Source organism: Nostoc edaphicum CCNP1411 (genome assembly GCF_014023275.1).
Taxonomy (GTDB): domain Bacteria; phylum Cyanobacteriota; class Cyanobacteriia; order Cyanobacteriales; family Nostocaceae; genus Nostoc; species Nostoc edaphicum_A.
Window position 1 is genome coordinate 2,079,797 of the sequence record NZ_CP054698.1, and the last position, 15,608, is coordinate 2,095,404.

Sequence of the window (15,608 nt, forward strand, 5' to 3'; positions counted from 1 at the left end):
CCCCATTCCCATCTCCTTATGATTGCCTCAAAATCTCATCTCAATATTTTATGGGTGCAAGTTTGGGTGTTGGCAGCGGTACAGGGAGCAATTACCCTCACCTGGTTAATTTATAATATATATTTGCCACAACTTTTAACTCAGTTTGGTTTTCCCGCCTCTCTGGCAGTTGGCTTGGTGATAGTCGAAAATGCCTTGGGTGCAGTGCTGGAACCTGTGATGGGCGGACTTTCAGATCAAGCTAGGCGCTGGGTAGGGACTCGGTTTCCCTTCATCTCAGTAGGTATGATTCTCGCATCGGCTTTGTTCATTGCCATACCATGTGTTGTGAGTTTTATTCCAGCTACTACCGTGATGCGATCGCTATTACCTATAGTATTGGTAGCCTGGGCATTAGCAATGACAATATTTCGTTCTCCAGCGATGTGCCTGTTGGGGATGTATTCTACACCAGCCCAGTTACCTTTAGCAGCAAGTGTTGTAACTTTAGCAGGTGGTGTAATTGGGGCTTTTAGACCGATAAGCCACAAGTTTATTCTCAGCTTAGGGCCAGTTTATACCTTTGCGATCGGTTCTTTCGTCATGCTGGCGGCGGCGGCTGTGTTGCGATTAGTCAATCCTCCAGAAGCACCTGTGGATAGACACCAAATAGAAGTAGTAAAGTTGCCGTTACAAAAATTGGCTTTGATTTTAGTAACTGGTTTTGGTGTAGCGTGGGGTATCCGATTTCTCTTTGATGTCTTGGGAAAAGTACTGAAAGCTCAACTGAATACTGATAATATTGATGTGCTTATGGTGTGGATCGGATTAGCGATCGCAATTGCCAGCATACCAGCAGGAATCTTCGCCGTCAAAATTGGTAATCGTCAAGCAATGCTTTGTGGGATCTGTGCAATCATTCCCTCGTTACTAATGATGATATCTGTGGGCGCACAAATTCCGATAATTCTATTAATCGTTGCTAGCTTTAGCTTAATTGTCAATGGGGCAATTCCTTTTGCTTTAGAACTAGTACCTCAGCGATGGGCGGGATTAGGAATTGGGATGTATTTTGGTGGATTTGCTTTAGCGATGAGTTTGTTTGGTGTTATATTTCCCAAGTTACAAGCAATAACACCTTTTATCGGTGCAACTGGGGGTGCATTGGCATTTTTCGTAGCTGGTGTTTGTATTGCAGTAAGTGGCATTTTTGAAACGCAGAGGAACGCAGAGGTTTAATGCAATATCTTTGGCTTGATGAAATTTATCAAAATCTGGCGTTGCATAAATGCGGGATGATTTTATAGATTTTCTTTGCATCTTTGCGTGAGACATTCATCCCCTTATTCAGCAGCGCCGACTTTTTGAGTTACTGCTCCTATGAGCGTTTACGTTTAGATTCTCTGGCTGGGGATACTAAACCGGCTTTGTAATTTGTTTTGTTATTTTATACACAAAAAAATGTTAACCTTTTTAAAAGTTCCATTTTTAGCATAAACTTAATAAAGTATTATTTAATAATTTATTGTATCTCGTAATAATCAATTACTTCTTTTAAAATTAGTCTCTAACCTGCCTGCAAAATAGACTTGGGTTGTTTTAAGCTTATATGTATTACTACGCTTAAAAAAAATCTTATGCTCTTTTTTGGCTCAAAAAAGCTTATTGTTTCTCAGGGAGAATCAGGATGCTACCAAAGTATAAGCGAAGCAATTGATGATGCTTCCCCCGATGCAACTATTTTGGTTCGTCGTGGTATTTATCAAGAAAGTATTATTATTGATAAGCCTTTAACTATCATTGGTGATGGACTGCGAAGAGATATTGTTATCACAGGGACTGACAAAAACTGTATAAAAATGCAAACGCATCTATCTGAAATAAAAAATTTAACTATAAGGCATCCATTCAGCTATGGTAATGCTGTGTATATCCCTCAAGGGGAATTGATGCTAGAAGATTGTGAAATAGCGTCAGAGTGGGTAGGTGTTTTTATTCAAGGTCAAAAAACTAACCCTACAATTCGGCAATGCAAAATTAATGGTGGGTTATGTTTTGGAAACGAAACTCAAGGCATTGTTGAAGGTTGTGATATTACTACTAATAATCATCCAGGAGTAACTATTGGGCAAGATGCCAATCCAAAAATTAGTGGATGTAAAATACATGGCTGTATAAAAAATGGTATTTGGTTAACAGACAAAGCTTTAGGTCTTATTGAGGATTGTGATATTTTTGCCAATGCTCATTCGTGTATATACATTGAAAATAGGGCTAATCCGATAGTACGGCGATGCAAAATTCATGATGGACAAAGTTACGGGGTTTGGGTGACAGAGAACGCTTTCGGTGTAATAGAAGAATGTGATATTTTTGCTAATAGTGAATCTGGAATATATATTGATTATGTAGGTAATCCTACGATTCGTAAATGCAAAATACATGATGGGCATACTGGAATTTGGGTAAATAATAAAGGTCAAGGCACAATAGAAGAATGTGATATTTTTGCGAATGCTTATTCAGGTATATCCATTGATGACGGAGGTAATCCTACGATTCGTAAATGCCAAATACATGATGGGCAAGGTAATGGAATTCGGGTTACAGATAATGGGCAAGGCACAATAGAAGACTGTGATATTTTTGCGAATGCTAATCCAGGTATATTTATTGATAATGGAAGTAATCCTACGATTCGTAAATGCAAAATACATGATGGGCAAAGTAATGGAATTTCAGTAAAGAATAAAGGTAAAGGCACAATAGAAGAATGTGATATTTTTGCGAATGCTAATCCAGGTATATTTATTGATAATGGAAGTAATCCTACGATTCGTAAATGCAAAATACATGATGGGAAAACTAATGGAATTCGGGTTACAGATAAAGGTCAAGGCACAATAGAAGACTGTGATATTTTTGCGAATGCTAATCCAGGTATATTTATTGATAATGGAAGTAATCCAACGATTCGTAAATGCCAAATACATGATGGGAAAAATAATGGAATTTGTGTTACAGATAATGGGCAAGGCATAATAGAAGACTGTGATATTTTTGCGAATGCTCATCAAGGTATATACATTGATGATGGAGGTAATCCTACAATTCGTAAATGCCAAATACATGATGGGCAAACTAATGGAATTTCGATAAAGAATAAAGGTAAAGGCACAATAGAAGACTGTGATATTTTTGCAAATGCTTATCCAGGTATATATATTGACAATGGAGGTAATCCAACGATTCGTAAATGCCAAATACATGATGGGCAAACTAATGGAATTCAGGTTACAAATAATGGGCAAGGTACAATAGAAGACTGTGATATTTTTACGAATGCAAGTATAGGAATATATCTTGATGATAGAAGTAATCTCAGAGTTCATAACTGTAATGTTTTTGATAATAAGCGACAAGATTGGTACATAGCTAATGATTGTATTGTGAGTGGATACATAGAAAATAAAGAAAATAAAAATTCAAAAAATAATACCATATCTGAGAATATTTCATCTGAAAAAAGTAAAAAAGAGTTGACGAAAGAATCAAAAGAGCAAAATACTAATAGAACTATTAAATCTGACAACAGCCGCCTAGAATTATTGCTAGATCAATTAGAAACCATGATTGGTTTAGACTCAGTAAAAGAAGCAGTCTTAGAAATTGTTAATACTGAAATTGCCAATCAACGTTTGAAAAAAGAAGGACATGAAGTTGAAGAATCAGAAACTAGACACATGCTTTTTTCTGGCAATCCCGGAACAGGAAAAACCACTATTGCTCGCTTAATAGGAGAAATATTTAAAGAACTAGGAATTTTACAAAAAGGAGAATTTATAGAAGTTCAACGTGATTCTTTAGTTGCTATATATTTAGGACAAACAGCATCAAAAACAACTGAATTAGTTGAATCTGCTTTGGATAGTGTTTTATTTATTGATGAAGCTTATTCTTTAGCAAATGGTATACATGATGAGTATGGAAGAGAAGCAATAAATACTCTCATTGCCTTAATGGAAAATTATCGGCATCGTCTAGTTGTGATTTTTGCTGGATATTCCAATGAGATGAAAAGTTTTCTTAATAGTAATTCTGGCTTAAAATCTCGCATTGCTTTTCATATAGATTTTCCTGACTATACAGGTGAGGAAATGCACTCTATTTTCCTGACAATGTGTAATAACAATAAAACTGGATGGATATGTACTGAAAATGTATCAGAGCGCTTGAAAACTATATTCATCAATATGTATGAAAATCGAGGAAATAACTTTGCTAATGGTCGGGATGTACGCAATATTTTTGAAAAAATGGTGAGACGAATTAAAACCCGTATTGTGAGAGAAAATCTCTCTGGCGAATCAATGCGGACATTTAGTTTAAATGATATTCCACCTGAACTTTAGTAAATTTATTATCCCATTTACCAAATCATTAATTACAAAATGGGGCAGATATAGCATAGCTGACACCAGGGGCAAACTAAACTTTTTACGTTAAGTTGCCACCAATGACAGCTATGTGCCCTTACCTTATGGTTGAATTACATTGTTGTAATTAGGAATTAGTATGAGCTACAGGTTTAACCTGACTCAACAAATTGTGCAGTTTTTCGCCTTCAATGACTTCTGTTTCTAAGAGTTGAGTTGCGATCGCTTCTAGCAAGTCTCGATTCTGTCTAAGAATCTCTAGGGCTTCTTCGTGGGCTGTTTCCACGATTTCCTTGACTTCGCTATCAATAGCTTTGGATGTGTCTTCACTCACCGCCCGCCGGGGATTAGCTCCACCATTACCCAAAAACATCGATTGTTGTCCTTGTTGGTAAGCTAATGGCCCTAAGACTTTGCTCATACCATAAGATGTTACCATCCGTTCTGCCAAGTCAGTTGCTCGTTGCAAATCGTTGGAAGCACCTGTTGTAATACTGTTAAACACAATCTCTTCGGCGGAACGTCCACCTAATAGAGTTGCAATTTGACCCCGCAATTCATGTTCATTCATCAAAAAGCGGTCTTCAGTTGGTAATTGCAGAGTGTAGCCCAAAGCAGCCATCCCACGGGGAATAATCGAAATCTTTTCTACACGACCGTTTCCTGTAGTTAGCGCCCCGACCATTGCGTGACCGACTTCATGGTATGCAACAATCTTTTTCTCAGTCTCGTTCATGACGCGACTCTTTTTCTCTAAACCTGCGACTACCCGTTCAATTGCTTCGGCGAAGTCCTCTTGAGCAACACTTTCACGCATATTTCGGGCTGCTAATAATGCTGCTTCATTTACCAAGTTTGCCAAATCTGCACCAGCAAAACCAGGAGTACGAGTAGCGATCGCTTTTAAATTTACATCATCTCCTAATTTTACCTTTTGAGCGTGAATCTTGAGAATTGCTTCCCGACCAGATAAATCGGGACGGTCTACCAAAACTTGGCGGTCAAAGCGCCCTGGACGTAGCAATGCAGAGTCAAGGCTTTCGGGGCGGTTGGTAGCTGCTAGGACAATTACCGTTGCATCTCCAGCTGCAAACCCATCCATCTCTGTGAGTAATTGGTTGAGGGTCTGTTCTCGCTCATCGTTACCGCCGTAGAAGCCGTTACTGCTACGAGACTTACCGATCGCATCTAATTCATCAATGAATATAATACAAGGAGCTTGTTTTTTAGCTTGCTCAAACAAATCCCGCACCCTGGAAGAACCCACACCGACAAACAATTCTACAAACTCGGAACCAGAAATACTAAAGAATGGAACTCCTGCTTCCCCTGCTACGGCTTTCGCTAAAAGTGTCTTACCAGTACCCGGAGGGCCAACTAACAGCACACCTTTGGGAATCCTAGCGCCAATTTGTGTAAAGCGTCCCGGAGTCTTGAGGAAATCCACAATTTCCACTAACTCAGTTTTCGCTTCTTCTACCCCAGCTACATCTGCAAAGGTAATTTTAGCTGATTCGCCTTCAACGTAAACCTTAGCTTTGCTCTTACCAATGGAAAGCGCACCTTGGGGGCCACCGCCACCAGCGCCACGAGCGAGAAAGAACTGCCAAATACCAATAAAAATCAGTGGTGGAATCACCCAACTTAAGAGGGTTGTAAACCAAGTATTCTTGGGTGGAGGTGTAGCGGCGAACTCAACTCCTTTTTGTTCTAACAGTTTGGGTAACTCTAAATCAAAAATTGGTGTAGTTGCAAACACCTGTCCTGGCTCGGCACTGTCTGTTTTTAGTTGGTAGCGAATCTCATTTTGACCGACGGAAACGCGGTCGACTTCCCCTTCTTGGACTTGATGAATGAATAAGCTATAAGGAACACCAGTAGGGCCAGAAGCAAATAAACCAGGCAAAAATAAATTTAAGAGCAGGAATAGCCCTGATACTGCCAGTAATATATTAGCGATGATCCGAAACCGAGGTGACTTAGGCTGTTCTTTAATTGCCATAGATGTTACCAATCCTTAAAATCAAAACTGTTGAAAATGTGACTTTTGCAGAAAGTCCGCTATTTACCATCTGAATAGCTGAAGCAGCAGCTTATACTGTTTCCAACCAATCAAAAATTTGGGCTAACTGATCCAGTGTTACCAGCCCATACTGCCAGAGGGTCATGGCTAGAAAGTTGGGTGTCTGCTCACAATGCCGCAAAGCAAGAGAAATTGCTCCATCAGAAATACCCAACTCTGCTTCTAAAAAATGCACCAATTGATCTGTAGCTTTCATCGCAATGTTAAACAATGTTAAATAAGTTTTATTTCTGAGAGAGCTTGACTTGTGTGATGCAATGTTCAAGTTGCATCGCAAAGTTGTTTAATTTGTCTTGATCCTCAAGAATACTACCCATCGTCATAATTTTTCCTGTCTAGCAATATTTGCAGCTTTTTTATTTATGTAACTAAACTTAACAATTAAATTAATCTTTGGGAACTAACGAACAAATACGGTTTACCGTACTCAAAGAGTTAACACCACTAGAAATGAGAAAATTTTGCTGAAGAAAACGCTGTTACAAAAAACGCAGATATTATGAGACACAAAGATAAATCCCATATCCTCTTCCATAATGTTATTTCTCTTTTTCGCTCCCTCAGCAAAGAGCAAAGCGCCCCTCCGGTCATGCTTAAAACTGCTGAAATTTATGTGCAATATACATTTTGGCGGCTTAATAATGCGATCGCGTCTTTCAATTAAGGCAATTCCCTAACACCAGGATTGCTCTCCCGGAGGATTGTGCAGTAACTCCCGAATATTGGCTTCGATGACCCGATAGCCGACATTGCCGTTGAGTCTCTGCCGTCCTTCATTAAAAATTAGGGTGGGACTGACTGTAACTGTATGCTCTTTGACTAATTCAAAATCCTGGGATAGCTTGGCATAAGCCTCACCACTATCGATCTGAGCTTCGATAGCTGCGATCGGCAGTCTTAATTCCTCCGCAATTCCAAATTGTACCTTGCGGTCAGAAACGTCTGCCAGTTGGGTAAAAAACGCCTCCCGAAATGCCCTGGTTGCTTTTTCAAATACCTGTTGATTTTGCTCTACTAAACCCTTCGCTTCTAGTAGTTGAATCGCATGGAGAAACAAATGACAGGATGTGGATGAAAATGGTGTAACTTTAGTCCAAATATCAGGATGAACGGTGATGTGATCGAACTTTTTCGCAACCTCCTGGACATGATCGCTGTATCCTTGCAATCCACCGCGTTCGCGCCATCGGTTTTCCAGTTTTTCACGAGCAACACCAAAGACGGGGACAAAGTGCTGTGCGATGGCAATCTTGTCTTCAAAGGTTGTTGTCAACTCATCCAAACGAATCTGAGCAATATAAGCCCAAACGCAGAGAACATCGGAAAAGTAAAAAATACGAATCGGTTCCATATCATTTCATGCTTAGAGAGTGTTTATAAAATAAAGATAAAATTTATAGTAGGGTGTGTTAGACCGACGACGGTATATGATTTTGAGAGAAAATATGATTCGGTCGTAACGCACCAAATATACCTTAATATTTGATTTATAAACATCCTCTAAGTATTTCTATTCTCTAGCAATGACAATATCGTTAGATTTAATGACTGCATAAGCTTCTTTTCCCTCAGATAGTTCCAACTCTTCTGCGGAAGCTCTAGTGATAATTGAGGTTAATTCTACTTTATGAATAATTTCCAAAGTTACCTCACTATTAACTGCTCCATAAACAACTCGTTTAACAACACCTTTAAGAATATTGCGAGAGCTAACTTTTAGTGATTTCTTTTGAATACTACTTTCTATGTCAGGCTTTTGAGTGTAGATATCTTCTTGTTTTTCATGCTGAGTTGGTGGTGATACTGGCACTGACGAGTGCTGAGTGAGACTACGCACAAGTTCTCTCAAAATCTCAGTCTTGGTGCGTTGAGACTGTTCGCAGAACTCCTCTAGAATCTTCCGCTCGTCCTCTGAGGTTTGAAATGTAACCCATCCTTGTTCTTTTCTTGGCATAATAATATTATCAATTTTGGTTATCTTGGTAAAATTCTACCAAGTATTAATTCGATATGTCGTTTTAGTAATAACATTTTTTTTGCGAGAATTTTTGGCATTTTTAGCGAAAATTAATCAACTAATCTGATATAGATAACTACATAAATATTTATTTTTTTGTAGTTGCAAAATATTTTGTTACTGGAAAATGTCTAACCGCCACTATCTTTATCCTAACTAGGATAGTATGATATTGGTCTATGGTATTTGTTGAGATAGCGTTGTCTAAGTTGGGCTACACCTACGCAGAAGTAATCTGAGTGAAAATTATAGTGGCGATCGCTAAGTGCCGTAGGATGATTTAATGTGAGTTCACAGCAGGGGGATGAAACACCTAAAATCGCGTTCTCAAGACCTGCGGAGTTTATTTGAGAACAATATAACTATTGAATACGTAGCAGAACCGCTAAAAGCTATGCCAGCTGATGCTGAGGTGACAAAAGTGCTGCATTGGATGCAGGAAAAGAACTTTGACGTTATCGGTGTTGAGACAGGAGATATTATCAGCGGTTATGTAGAACGCTCTAATTTGATTCAAGGCAAAGCAGGAAAATGTAGCGACTATCAACGGGTGTTTCATCCAAAAGAACTAATAGCCATTTCCACCCCACTTATAAAGTTACTACCAATTTTGCAACAAACTCCGCGATTGTTTGTCTTAGATTGCAATCAAGTGAGTGGTATTGTTACCTGTGGCGACTTGCAGAAAGCACCCGCGCGAATGTTACTGTTTGGCTTAGTAACGCTACTAGAAATGAATTTGCTGCGGCTGGTGCGGATTTATTATCCTCAAGATTCTTGGCAAAAAGTCCTCAAACCTGAACGCTTAGAAGTTGCTCAACGGCTATGGCGAGAGAGCCAAGAAAGAAACGAAGCTACCGATTTATTAGATTATCTGCAATTCTGTGATAAGCGAGAGTTGATTTTAAATCAGCCAGAACTTCTCCAGCAACTAGGATTAAAGTCCAAGCGGTTTGGTGAACGCTTTCTCAAGTCTGCTGAACAGTTGCGAAACCGATTAGCTCACGCCCAAAATTTAGTTAGTGGTTCCTCTTGGATAGAATTGATTTCTCTAGCAGAGGCGATGGAAAAACTGTTAATTCTCTGTGAGGAAGTTGAGTAAAGTAGTCAGCTTTCTTTAATACTATTGAACCACCCGATCAAATCTGTTGCTGTCGAGAAATCTAATAGCGCTTCGCTCAAATCTTCTAATTGAGTTAGAGATAATGCTTCAATCTGCGATCGCAATTCTGGAGCAACTATACCAATTCGCCGAGGAAGTTGGCGCATAATTACTGACAATGCCTCTTCTCGTCTCCCCTGCTCAATTCCTTGTCTAATAATTCTTTGATAGACCACAGATTCCTGCATAAGCTCCTCCCGCAAAAGGCTTGTGATGAGATTGTTGTTATATTTTAACCCTGCAAGCAACTGAGTACAGGCTGAGATATTTCTTTGCTGGCTAGGTTCTTCAATCATATCTACCTGAGCAGCAACTTGAGAGAGCAAAGATTCAGGGGAATCTGTTCGCGCCAGAACTGCTAAGGGTAGAAGACCAACAGATGCTAACAAAGGAGCGGGGTCTTGCTCCCAAATCCGAATTGAACGGAAGCGATGAACTGTATTAGTATCGGTAAATTGTTCGATAAAAACTGCGTTTGCAGTAGTTTCTTTGAGATAGATGACAACTTGTTCAATGGGATAAAAACTGTATTGCCGACGCAGCCTCGCATAGTAGTCTAGCATCCGAATCGGCATTGGCGGGACTGATACAGGTGCAACTTGGAACTCTAGATGGAGAATCTCCTCTTGGGGATTTAGCAGAATAATGCAGTCTGCTCTAACTGGCTCAACGCTCAACTCAGTTTTGAGGTCTTTAACGTCTGCTGGGGTTCTACCTAACAACCAGGTGGCAAAGCTTTTGGGATACTGTTCTGAAAGATAGCGGCAAACGTTATCGATGGACATTGAGTTTTTAATTAAAGCATTAAGTAATAAATATCACAGTTTGCGATTATAAAATTGAGCCTTAACGCGGCTTGTTGAGCGAATCACTAACTTGAGTACCTGTATAATTGGGAACCCAACCTTCGGCTATGGCAAAATAGCGTATCCCTTTGAAATTCAACGATGCAGTTGGGCTACACCAATGCTCAACGCCAGCAGGAATGTAGAGATAGTCTTGTGCCTGAACTAAAAGCTGTACCTGACTGCCATCAGGTCGCACGAAACCATAAATCATTTCTCCTGCCAACACGTAGAGGGGTTCAGCCGCAGGATGAGTATGGTAACGGCCGTAAGTCGTTATCAGGTGGTGAAGATTGAAGGAACCTGGATGCACATTTAGCAAGTCACACCACAGAGCGCCATTTTCTTGCTGAATAAATTCAAAGACGCTGTTATGGAGTTCTACACAATAACGTTTCTCTGACTCAGTTAAAACGTCCTGGTCTAACAGATTGGGGAAGAGGAGCGATGTTCCTGGGTCGTAGTGTCTGAGTTGAATGCCAAGAGGCGCAAGTTCACGAGCTATTTCGCCTAAATCGCTCTCAATCGTACCGTCGTCAAGTAGTAGGTTAGCCATGACCAAAAAGACTAATTAACTGTTAAGAAGAGTATACTCAACTTTGAGTTAATAAGCCACTATTCCCGACTGACAAACCGGAGTTTTCGGGAATGGGGCATAGGGCATGGGGCATGGAAAGATTGAGGAGATGAAGGAAATGGAGCTTCAGAATAATCAATGCCCAATCAACAAAAGAAATTTATCGCCAGAATGATGTTCATTGGTACCACTAACATCTAAGCTAGTACGGGTGAACTATATATAGCATGGAATGTCTGACTTAATTCTGTTTTGGCATCGGCGCGATTTACGCATTTCTGACAATACGGGACTGGCTGCGGCAAAACGGCGGAGTCCGAAAGTGGTGGGCGTGTTTTGCCTTGATCCGCATATTTTAGAACGGGATGATGTTGCTCCTGTGAGAGTAACTTATATGATTGGCTGCTTGCAGAAACTCCAAGAGCGATATGCTAAAGCTGGCAGTGAGTTATTAATCCTCCATGCTGATCCTGTACAAGCGATACCAGCTTTAGCAGAGGCTTTAACAGCTAAAGCTGTTTTTTGGAATTGGGATGTCGAACCTTATTCACAAGAACGCGATCGCACCATCATAAATGCCCTCAAAGAAAAAGGCATTGAGTTTCTGAACCAAAACTGGGATCAAATCCTCAACTCCCCAGATGAGATCCGCACGGGTGGTAATCAACCTTATACGGTTTACACCCCCTTCTGGAAAAATTGGATTACTAAACCGAAGGCTCAACCATTAGAAACACTGCAAAATGTTGAGGGTTTAACAGAAGCTGAACAGAAAATTGCAAAACTTGCAGGAGCGATCGCATTACCTTCAGCAAAAGATTTAGGATTTATCTGGGATGAACAATTGATTATTCCACCAGGAGAAGCGGCGGCACAAGAACGGCTAGAAGAATTTACTGCTAAAGCTATTACTGAATACCAAGAACAGCGAAATTTTCCCGCAGTTGATGGAACATCACAACTGAGTGCAGCTTTGAAATTTGGCGTAATTGGCATTCGCACTGTTTGGCAAGCCACCATAGAAGCACTAGAAAACAGCCGCAGTGAAGAAACAGCAGTTAATATCCGCACATGGCAACAGGAATTAGCTTGGCGGGAGTTTTATCAACATGCAATGTATAACTTCCCCGAATTAGCTGATGGTGCTTTCCGTGAAACCTTTAAGAACTTTCCTTGGGAAACTAACGAAGAACATTTCCAAGCTTGGTGTGAAGGAAGAACTGGCTACCCAATTGTGGATGCAGCAATGCGCCAGTTAAACGAAAGTGGCTGGATGCACAACCGTTGTCGAATGATTGTTGCTAGTTTCCTCACCAAAGACTTGCTAATTAATCCCCAATTGGGAGAAAAATACTTTATGCAAAAGCTGATTGATGGTGATTTATCTGCTAATAATGGCGGTTGGCAATGGAGTGCTTCTAGCGGTATGGACCCTAAACCTGTGCGGATTTTTAACCCAGCTAGTCAAACGCAAAAATTTGATCCAGAGGGGGAATATATTCGGCAATGGGTATCAGAATTGCGGTCTGTAGATACCGAATATTTAGTTACTGGTAAAATTCCACCTTTAGAACGTCATGCTGTTGGCTATCCCGACCCAATTGTGGATCATAAAATCCAACAAAACCAGTTTAAACTACGTTATCAACAACAAAAAAACATTAGTGGTGGTGAGTAAAATTGTGATTTTTTAATAGAATTTTCCGACAATGAATAGGCATAATTCATGAATTGTGCTTACCAATAATTTTGGGAAACACATAATTAATTTATGGAAATATCTATCTAATGTTTAGTTAAGGCTGATATGGTATCATGATAATAATTTTGATACGTCCAATCTTAGCTTGCTGCTCTTTCACTAAAAATGGATTTCAAAAGTTTTTCTGAGCTACGTGAGTTTATTCGCCGCTACAACTCAACATCCGTTCTAGAAATTGGAGCTAAGAAATGCTGGCAAAAGTGGGAACCGAAAAAATACTCGGAGCCTTTAGATTGGTTGCATAGCAATACTGAACGTAACTATGCTGTCCGACTTATGTTACTAGCTAGTGGAGGTAATCCCTATCGGCGTGGGGATATTAGTGTTGAGGTGTTTGACAGCTTAATTAATGCTTACCACAATTGGGATCAACATACCATTTCAGACAAACGTATTCTGGATAAAGAAGCAGAAGCTCTATTAAGTTCTATCCAAAAGTGGGAAACTGAACATGAAAATACAGCACGTAATTGGTCGTTGAAATTGAGTAATGTTTTGAATTTAGAAGTAATTCACACTCATGTAGCTGGTTTATTCTCACAAAGGCTAATAGCTTTTCAAAATGCAGGTTTTGGATATCCAGTTGCTCGCATACATCGAACGATAAAATTTATTGAGCTACTGGATAAACATTCCGATAAAAAATTTTCAGATGATTTTGTTGAGCGTACAAAGCTAAGTAAAATAAATTACTTTAAACAAATTCTAGGTTGCTTAATGGTGTTTGGCAATTCTTATAATAGAAAAGGATTTTGGGACTTCTCTCAATTTCTAGATATAGATGTTGAAGTTCAAAAACAAGGTATTAACACAGAACACATAAAAATATTTGTTCAGCAAAATAGTGAGCTTTTTTCCTCGGAAGCTGATAATTCCTTTCGTAATAGAATCAATCAAACACTTAATAGTGTTCCTGATTATTATCAACCTCTATTTTACAATTATTTTCTAGAAGTTCCTTTTATTAAATTGAATAGTGAAAAATTCTGTTTGCCAGATCCTTTCTCTTTTTCTGAATCTTGTTGGAATCAGATTAGAGGTCTTGTTTTCGAGGATAGTACTAGGAAAAGGTTAGAAGGATTATTAAGTCGCTCATTCGAGGATTATCTTGAAAATACACTTCTTCCTTTTATTATTCCTAATTCTTTTCATAGAATTCCCGAAATCAAAAATTCTACCTCTAGCAAAGATAAGCGTGCTGATTTTCTCATTGAAACTTTAAGCTCATATATCTTATTAGAATGCAAAAGTAGTATTATGTCTGCCGATACAAGCGCCTATTTTCATGTTGATAAACTTGCCGATGTTTGGTGTCGAATTCATTCTGCATTTGAGCAAATTGGCAGCACAGTAAAAGCTTTAAATCTTTACGACAAGCCAGTGATTCCTCTTATTTTGACTTTTTATGACAGTATTGCTGCATCTACAATATTTGAAGAGATGGTAAAGCAAACGGACTATTGCTCTCGTATGGGGTTGAATATACCGCCAATTGTGTATTCTCTACATGAATTTGAACATTGGATTTCCGATAGAAGTCTTAATAATTGGGCAGAATCAATTCTTTCAAAACAGAATGCTTCTTATCCTATACAACGTGATAATAAAGGACATAATTATGGACACTTAAACAATATTTCAATTCTTTAAAATTTATCTTAAATAACCCAAATATTTAATATCATATCCTAATTTTGCAATTCAGCTTACTGGAGTTAACATGATATTACGTCTTCACAGGTAAACGAGAAATTGTCCATAAGATGAGCAGGAAAATTAAGTAAATTACGCCCACAAGCCCAAACTCAATCAGAGGGATATAGGTTATTTCGTAAATTCTACCCAAGCCGCGTTCAGTTAGTGCATAAACGGCCAGTACACTCACTAGAAAGGCTCCGTAGATAGTACGTTTAGTCCAGATACCCAGAGGTAAACCGTGAAGCTGAGTAAGCACCATAATGCCGAGAAAACCAAAGAGAAATGTTGGCCACTTTGTTTGTCCTAGCATCCACGACACAATGACACTATGTAAAAGCACCGTAACTTCCAAAGAGAATGTCCACCAACGATTTACATGGGTGCGGTTAAAGATCAACGACGATTGGAGCAGAAGCAAGAACATATAGAAAAAACCAATTAAGTGCCCCGAAGTCGCTTCCATTGGATGATACCAGAAGGTATAGATAGCGGCGAAGGAGAAAAAGTAGCCGTGGTACAGCTTGATAATTTGCAAAAACTGTTGATGGAATGGAACAGAATTGCCAAAAAACAAACCGCGTCGAGGCGTTTCTAAAATCAGTACGAACACTAGTAGAAGTACAACCGCACCTTGAGAAGCCCAAATTGAAGTATCTTGAGCGAGAGCATCGTACCAAATATAAGTCTGGAGAAAGTGTAATGCAATGAATGCACCATTAATGGCCAGCATGAGGTAATTAATCGGGTGCAACGCTGATTTGTATTTCAACTGCGATCGCTGCGCCCACAAGATACACGCCCAAATGCTAAACTGATGCCCAAGGTACATACCCCAAGCCGTCGCTCGACTCCAAAAGGTTGGTTGGGGAAGTTTCCAGTAGTACCAGTTTAATCCTTGGTCAGGAAGTTTGATGATACTTGCAGGAATACTCCCACCGATCCAAATTGCGTAGGTGAGGAGGATGCTTACAAAGATGCCTAAAAACAATACTCGGCGGCCTGTCATATTAATTCGTAATTAGTAATTCGTAATTTTTAATAAAAAGGGG

Annotated in this window: 12 protein-coding genes; 5 read left to right on the forward strand and 7 right to left on the reverse strand. The window is 39.4% G+C overall.

Annotation, left to right across the window (positions count from 1 at the left end; all coding sequences use genetic code 11):
- Window positions 1–18: 18 nt before the first annotated feature.
- Together HUN01_RS11395 and HUN01_RS11400 are read left to right on the forward strand one after the other, a co-directional pair.
- Window positions 19–1,218: an MFS transporter gene (locus tag HUN01_RS11395; RefSeq protein ID WP_181932655.1), complete on the forward strand. Its 1,200-nt coding sequence runs from the start codon at window positions 19–21 to the stop codon at window positions 1,216–1,218.
- Between the two features lie 350 nt (window positions 1,219–1,568).
- On the forward strand, window positions 1,569–4,391 hold the full coding sequence (locus HUN01_RS11400; RefSeq protein ID WP_181931360.1) for a right-handed parallel beta-helix repeat-containing protein: 2,823 nt from the start codon (window positions 1,569–1,571) through the stop codon (window positions 4,389–4,391).
- Between the two features lie 151 nt (window positions 4,392–4,542).
- On the opposite strand, the gene ftsH4 is transcribed toward HUN01_RS11400, so the two are convergent.
- The 4 genes from ftsH4 to HUN01_RS11420 all read right to left on the reverse strand — a co-directional run bounded on the left by ftsH4 (window position 4,543) and on the right by HUN01_RS11420 (window position 8,452).
- Window positions 4,543–6,417, reverse strand: a complete 1,875-nt coding sequence (ftsH4, locus tag HUN01_RS11405; RefSeq protein ID WP_181931361.1) for an ATP-dependent zinc metalloprotease FtsH4 — start codon at window positions 6,415–6,417, stop codon at window positions 4,543–4,545.
- A 91-nt stretch (window positions 6,418–6,508) separates the two neighbouring features.
- Entirely contained in the window at window positions 6,509–6,694 is a 186-nt protein-coding gene (locus tag HUN01_RS11410) for a DUF2949 domain-containing protein (protein ID WP_181931362.1), read from the reverse strand.
- Window positions 6,695–7,171: 477 nt separating this feature from the next.
- On the reverse strand, window positions 7,172–7,849 hold the full coding sequence (locus HUN01_RS11415; RefSeq protein WP_181931363.1) for a DsbA family oxidoreductase: 678 nt from the start codon (window positions 7,847–7,849) through the stop codon (window positions 7,172–7,174).
- A gap of 159 nt (window positions 7,850–8,008) precedes the next feature.
- Complete coding sequence (locus HUN01_RS11420) at window positions 8,009–8,452, reverse strand: TOBE domain-containing protein (protein ID WP_181931364.1); 444 nt, start codon at window positions 8,450–8,452, stop codon at window positions 8,009–8,011.
- 367 nt (window positions 8,453–8,819) lie between these two features.
- Here HUN01_RS11420 and HUN01_RS11425 point away from each other — a divergent pair, with 367 nt between their 5' ends.
- Window positions 8,820–9,617, forward strand: coding sequence for a hypothetical protein (locus HUN01_RS11425; RefSeq protein ID WP_181931365.1), 798 nt, complete (start codon window positions 8,820–8,822; stop codon window positions 9,615–9,617).
- A gap of 5 nt (window positions 9,618–9,622) precedes the next feature.
- On the opposite strand, the gene HUN01_RS11430 is transcribed toward HUN01_RS11425, so the two are convergent.
- Both HUN01_RS11430 and HUN01_RS11435 read right to left on the reverse strand, forming a co-directional pair.
- Entirely contained in the window at window positions 9,623–10,462 is an 840-nt protein-coding gene (locus HUN01_RS11430) for a DUF4351 domain-containing protein (RefSeq protein WP_181931366.1), read from the reverse strand.
- Window positions 10,463–10,523: 61 nt separating this feature from the next.
- Window positions 10,524–11,078 (reverse strand): 1,2-dihydroxy-3-keto-5-methylthiopentene dioxygenase, encoded by a 555-nt coding sequence (locus HUN01_RS11435; protein ID WP_181931367.1) that lies wholly within the window; start codon window positions 11,076–11,078, stop codon window positions 10,524–10,526.
- Between the two features lie 253 nt (window positions 11,079–11,331).
- Here HUN01_RS11435 and HUN01_RS11440 point away from each other — a divergent pair, with 253 nt between their 5' ends.
- The gene (locus HUN01_RS11440) at window positions 11,332–12,777 is read left to right on the forward strand and encodes a deoxyribodipyrimidine photo-lyase, 8-HDF type (RefSeq protein ID WP_181931368.1); all 1,446 of its coding nucleotides are present in this window, start codon (window positions 11,332–11,334) and stop codon (window positions 12,775–12,777) included.
- Between the two features lie 189 nt (window positions 12,778–12,966).
- Entirely contained in the window at window positions 12,967–14,511 is a 1,545-nt protein-coding gene (locus tag HUN01_RS11445; RefSeq protein WP_181931369.1) for a hypothetical protein, read from the forward strand.
- Between the two features lie 76 nt (window positions 14,512–14,587).
- On the opposite strand, the gene HUN01_RS11450 is transcribed toward HUN01_RS11445, so the two are convergent.
- Window positions 14,588–15,565, reverse strand: coding sequence for a hypothetical protein (locus tag HUN01_RS11450; protein WP_181931370.1), 978 nt, complete (start codon window positions 15,563–15,565; stop codon window positions 14,588–14,590).
- Window positions 15,566–15,608 lie beyond the last annotated feature (43 nt).

Excerpts from the sequence above, each read along its gene's own strand:
- HUN01_RS11395 (WP_181932655.1), top strand. The coding sequence starts at position 19 with ATGATTGCCTCAAAATCTCATCTCAATATTTTATGGGTGCAAGTTTGG.
- ftsH4 (WP_181931361.1), bottom strand. The coding sequence starts at position 6,417 with ATGGCAATTAAAGAACAGCCTAAGTCACCTCGGTTTCGGATCATCGCT.
- HUN01_RS11410 (WP_181931362.1), bottom strand. The coding sequence starts at position 6,694 with ATGAAAGCTACAGATCAATTGGTGCATTTTTTAGAAGCAGAGTTGGGT.
- HUN01_RS11415 (WP_181931363.1), bottom strand. The coding sequence starts at position 7,849 with ATGGAACCGATTCGTATTTTTTACTTTTCCGATGTTCTCTGCGTTTGG.
- HUN01_RS11420 (WP_181931364.1), bottom strand. The coding sequence starts at position 8,452 with ATGCCAAGAAAAGAACAAGGATGGGTTACATTTCAAACCTCAGAGGAC.
- HUN01_RS11425 (WP_181931365.1), top strand. The coding sequence starts at position 8,820 with ATGAAACACCTAAAATCGCGTTCTCAAGACCTGCGGAGTTTATTTGAG.
- HUN01_RS11430 (WP_181931366.1), bottom strand. The coding sequence starts at position 10,462 with ATGTCCATCGATAACGTTTGCCGCTATCTTTCAGAACAGTATCCCAAA.
- HUN01_RS11435 (WP_181931367.1), bottom strand. The coding sequence starts at position 11,078 with ATGGCTAACCTACTACTTGACGACGGTACGATTGAGAGCGATTTAGGC.
- HUN01_RS11440 (WP_181931368.1), top strand. The coding sequence starts at position 11,332 with ATGTCTGACTTAATTCTGTTTTGGCATCGGCGCGATTTACGCATTTCT.
- HUN01_RS11445 (WP_181931369.1), top strand. The coding sequence starts at position 12,967 with ATGGATTTCAAAAGTTTTTCTGAGCTACGTGAGTTTATTCGCCGCTAC.
- HUN01_RS11450 (WP_181931370.1), bottom strand. The coding sequence starts at position 15,565 with ATGACAGGCCGCCGAGTATTGTTTTTAGGCATCTTTGTAAGCATCCTC.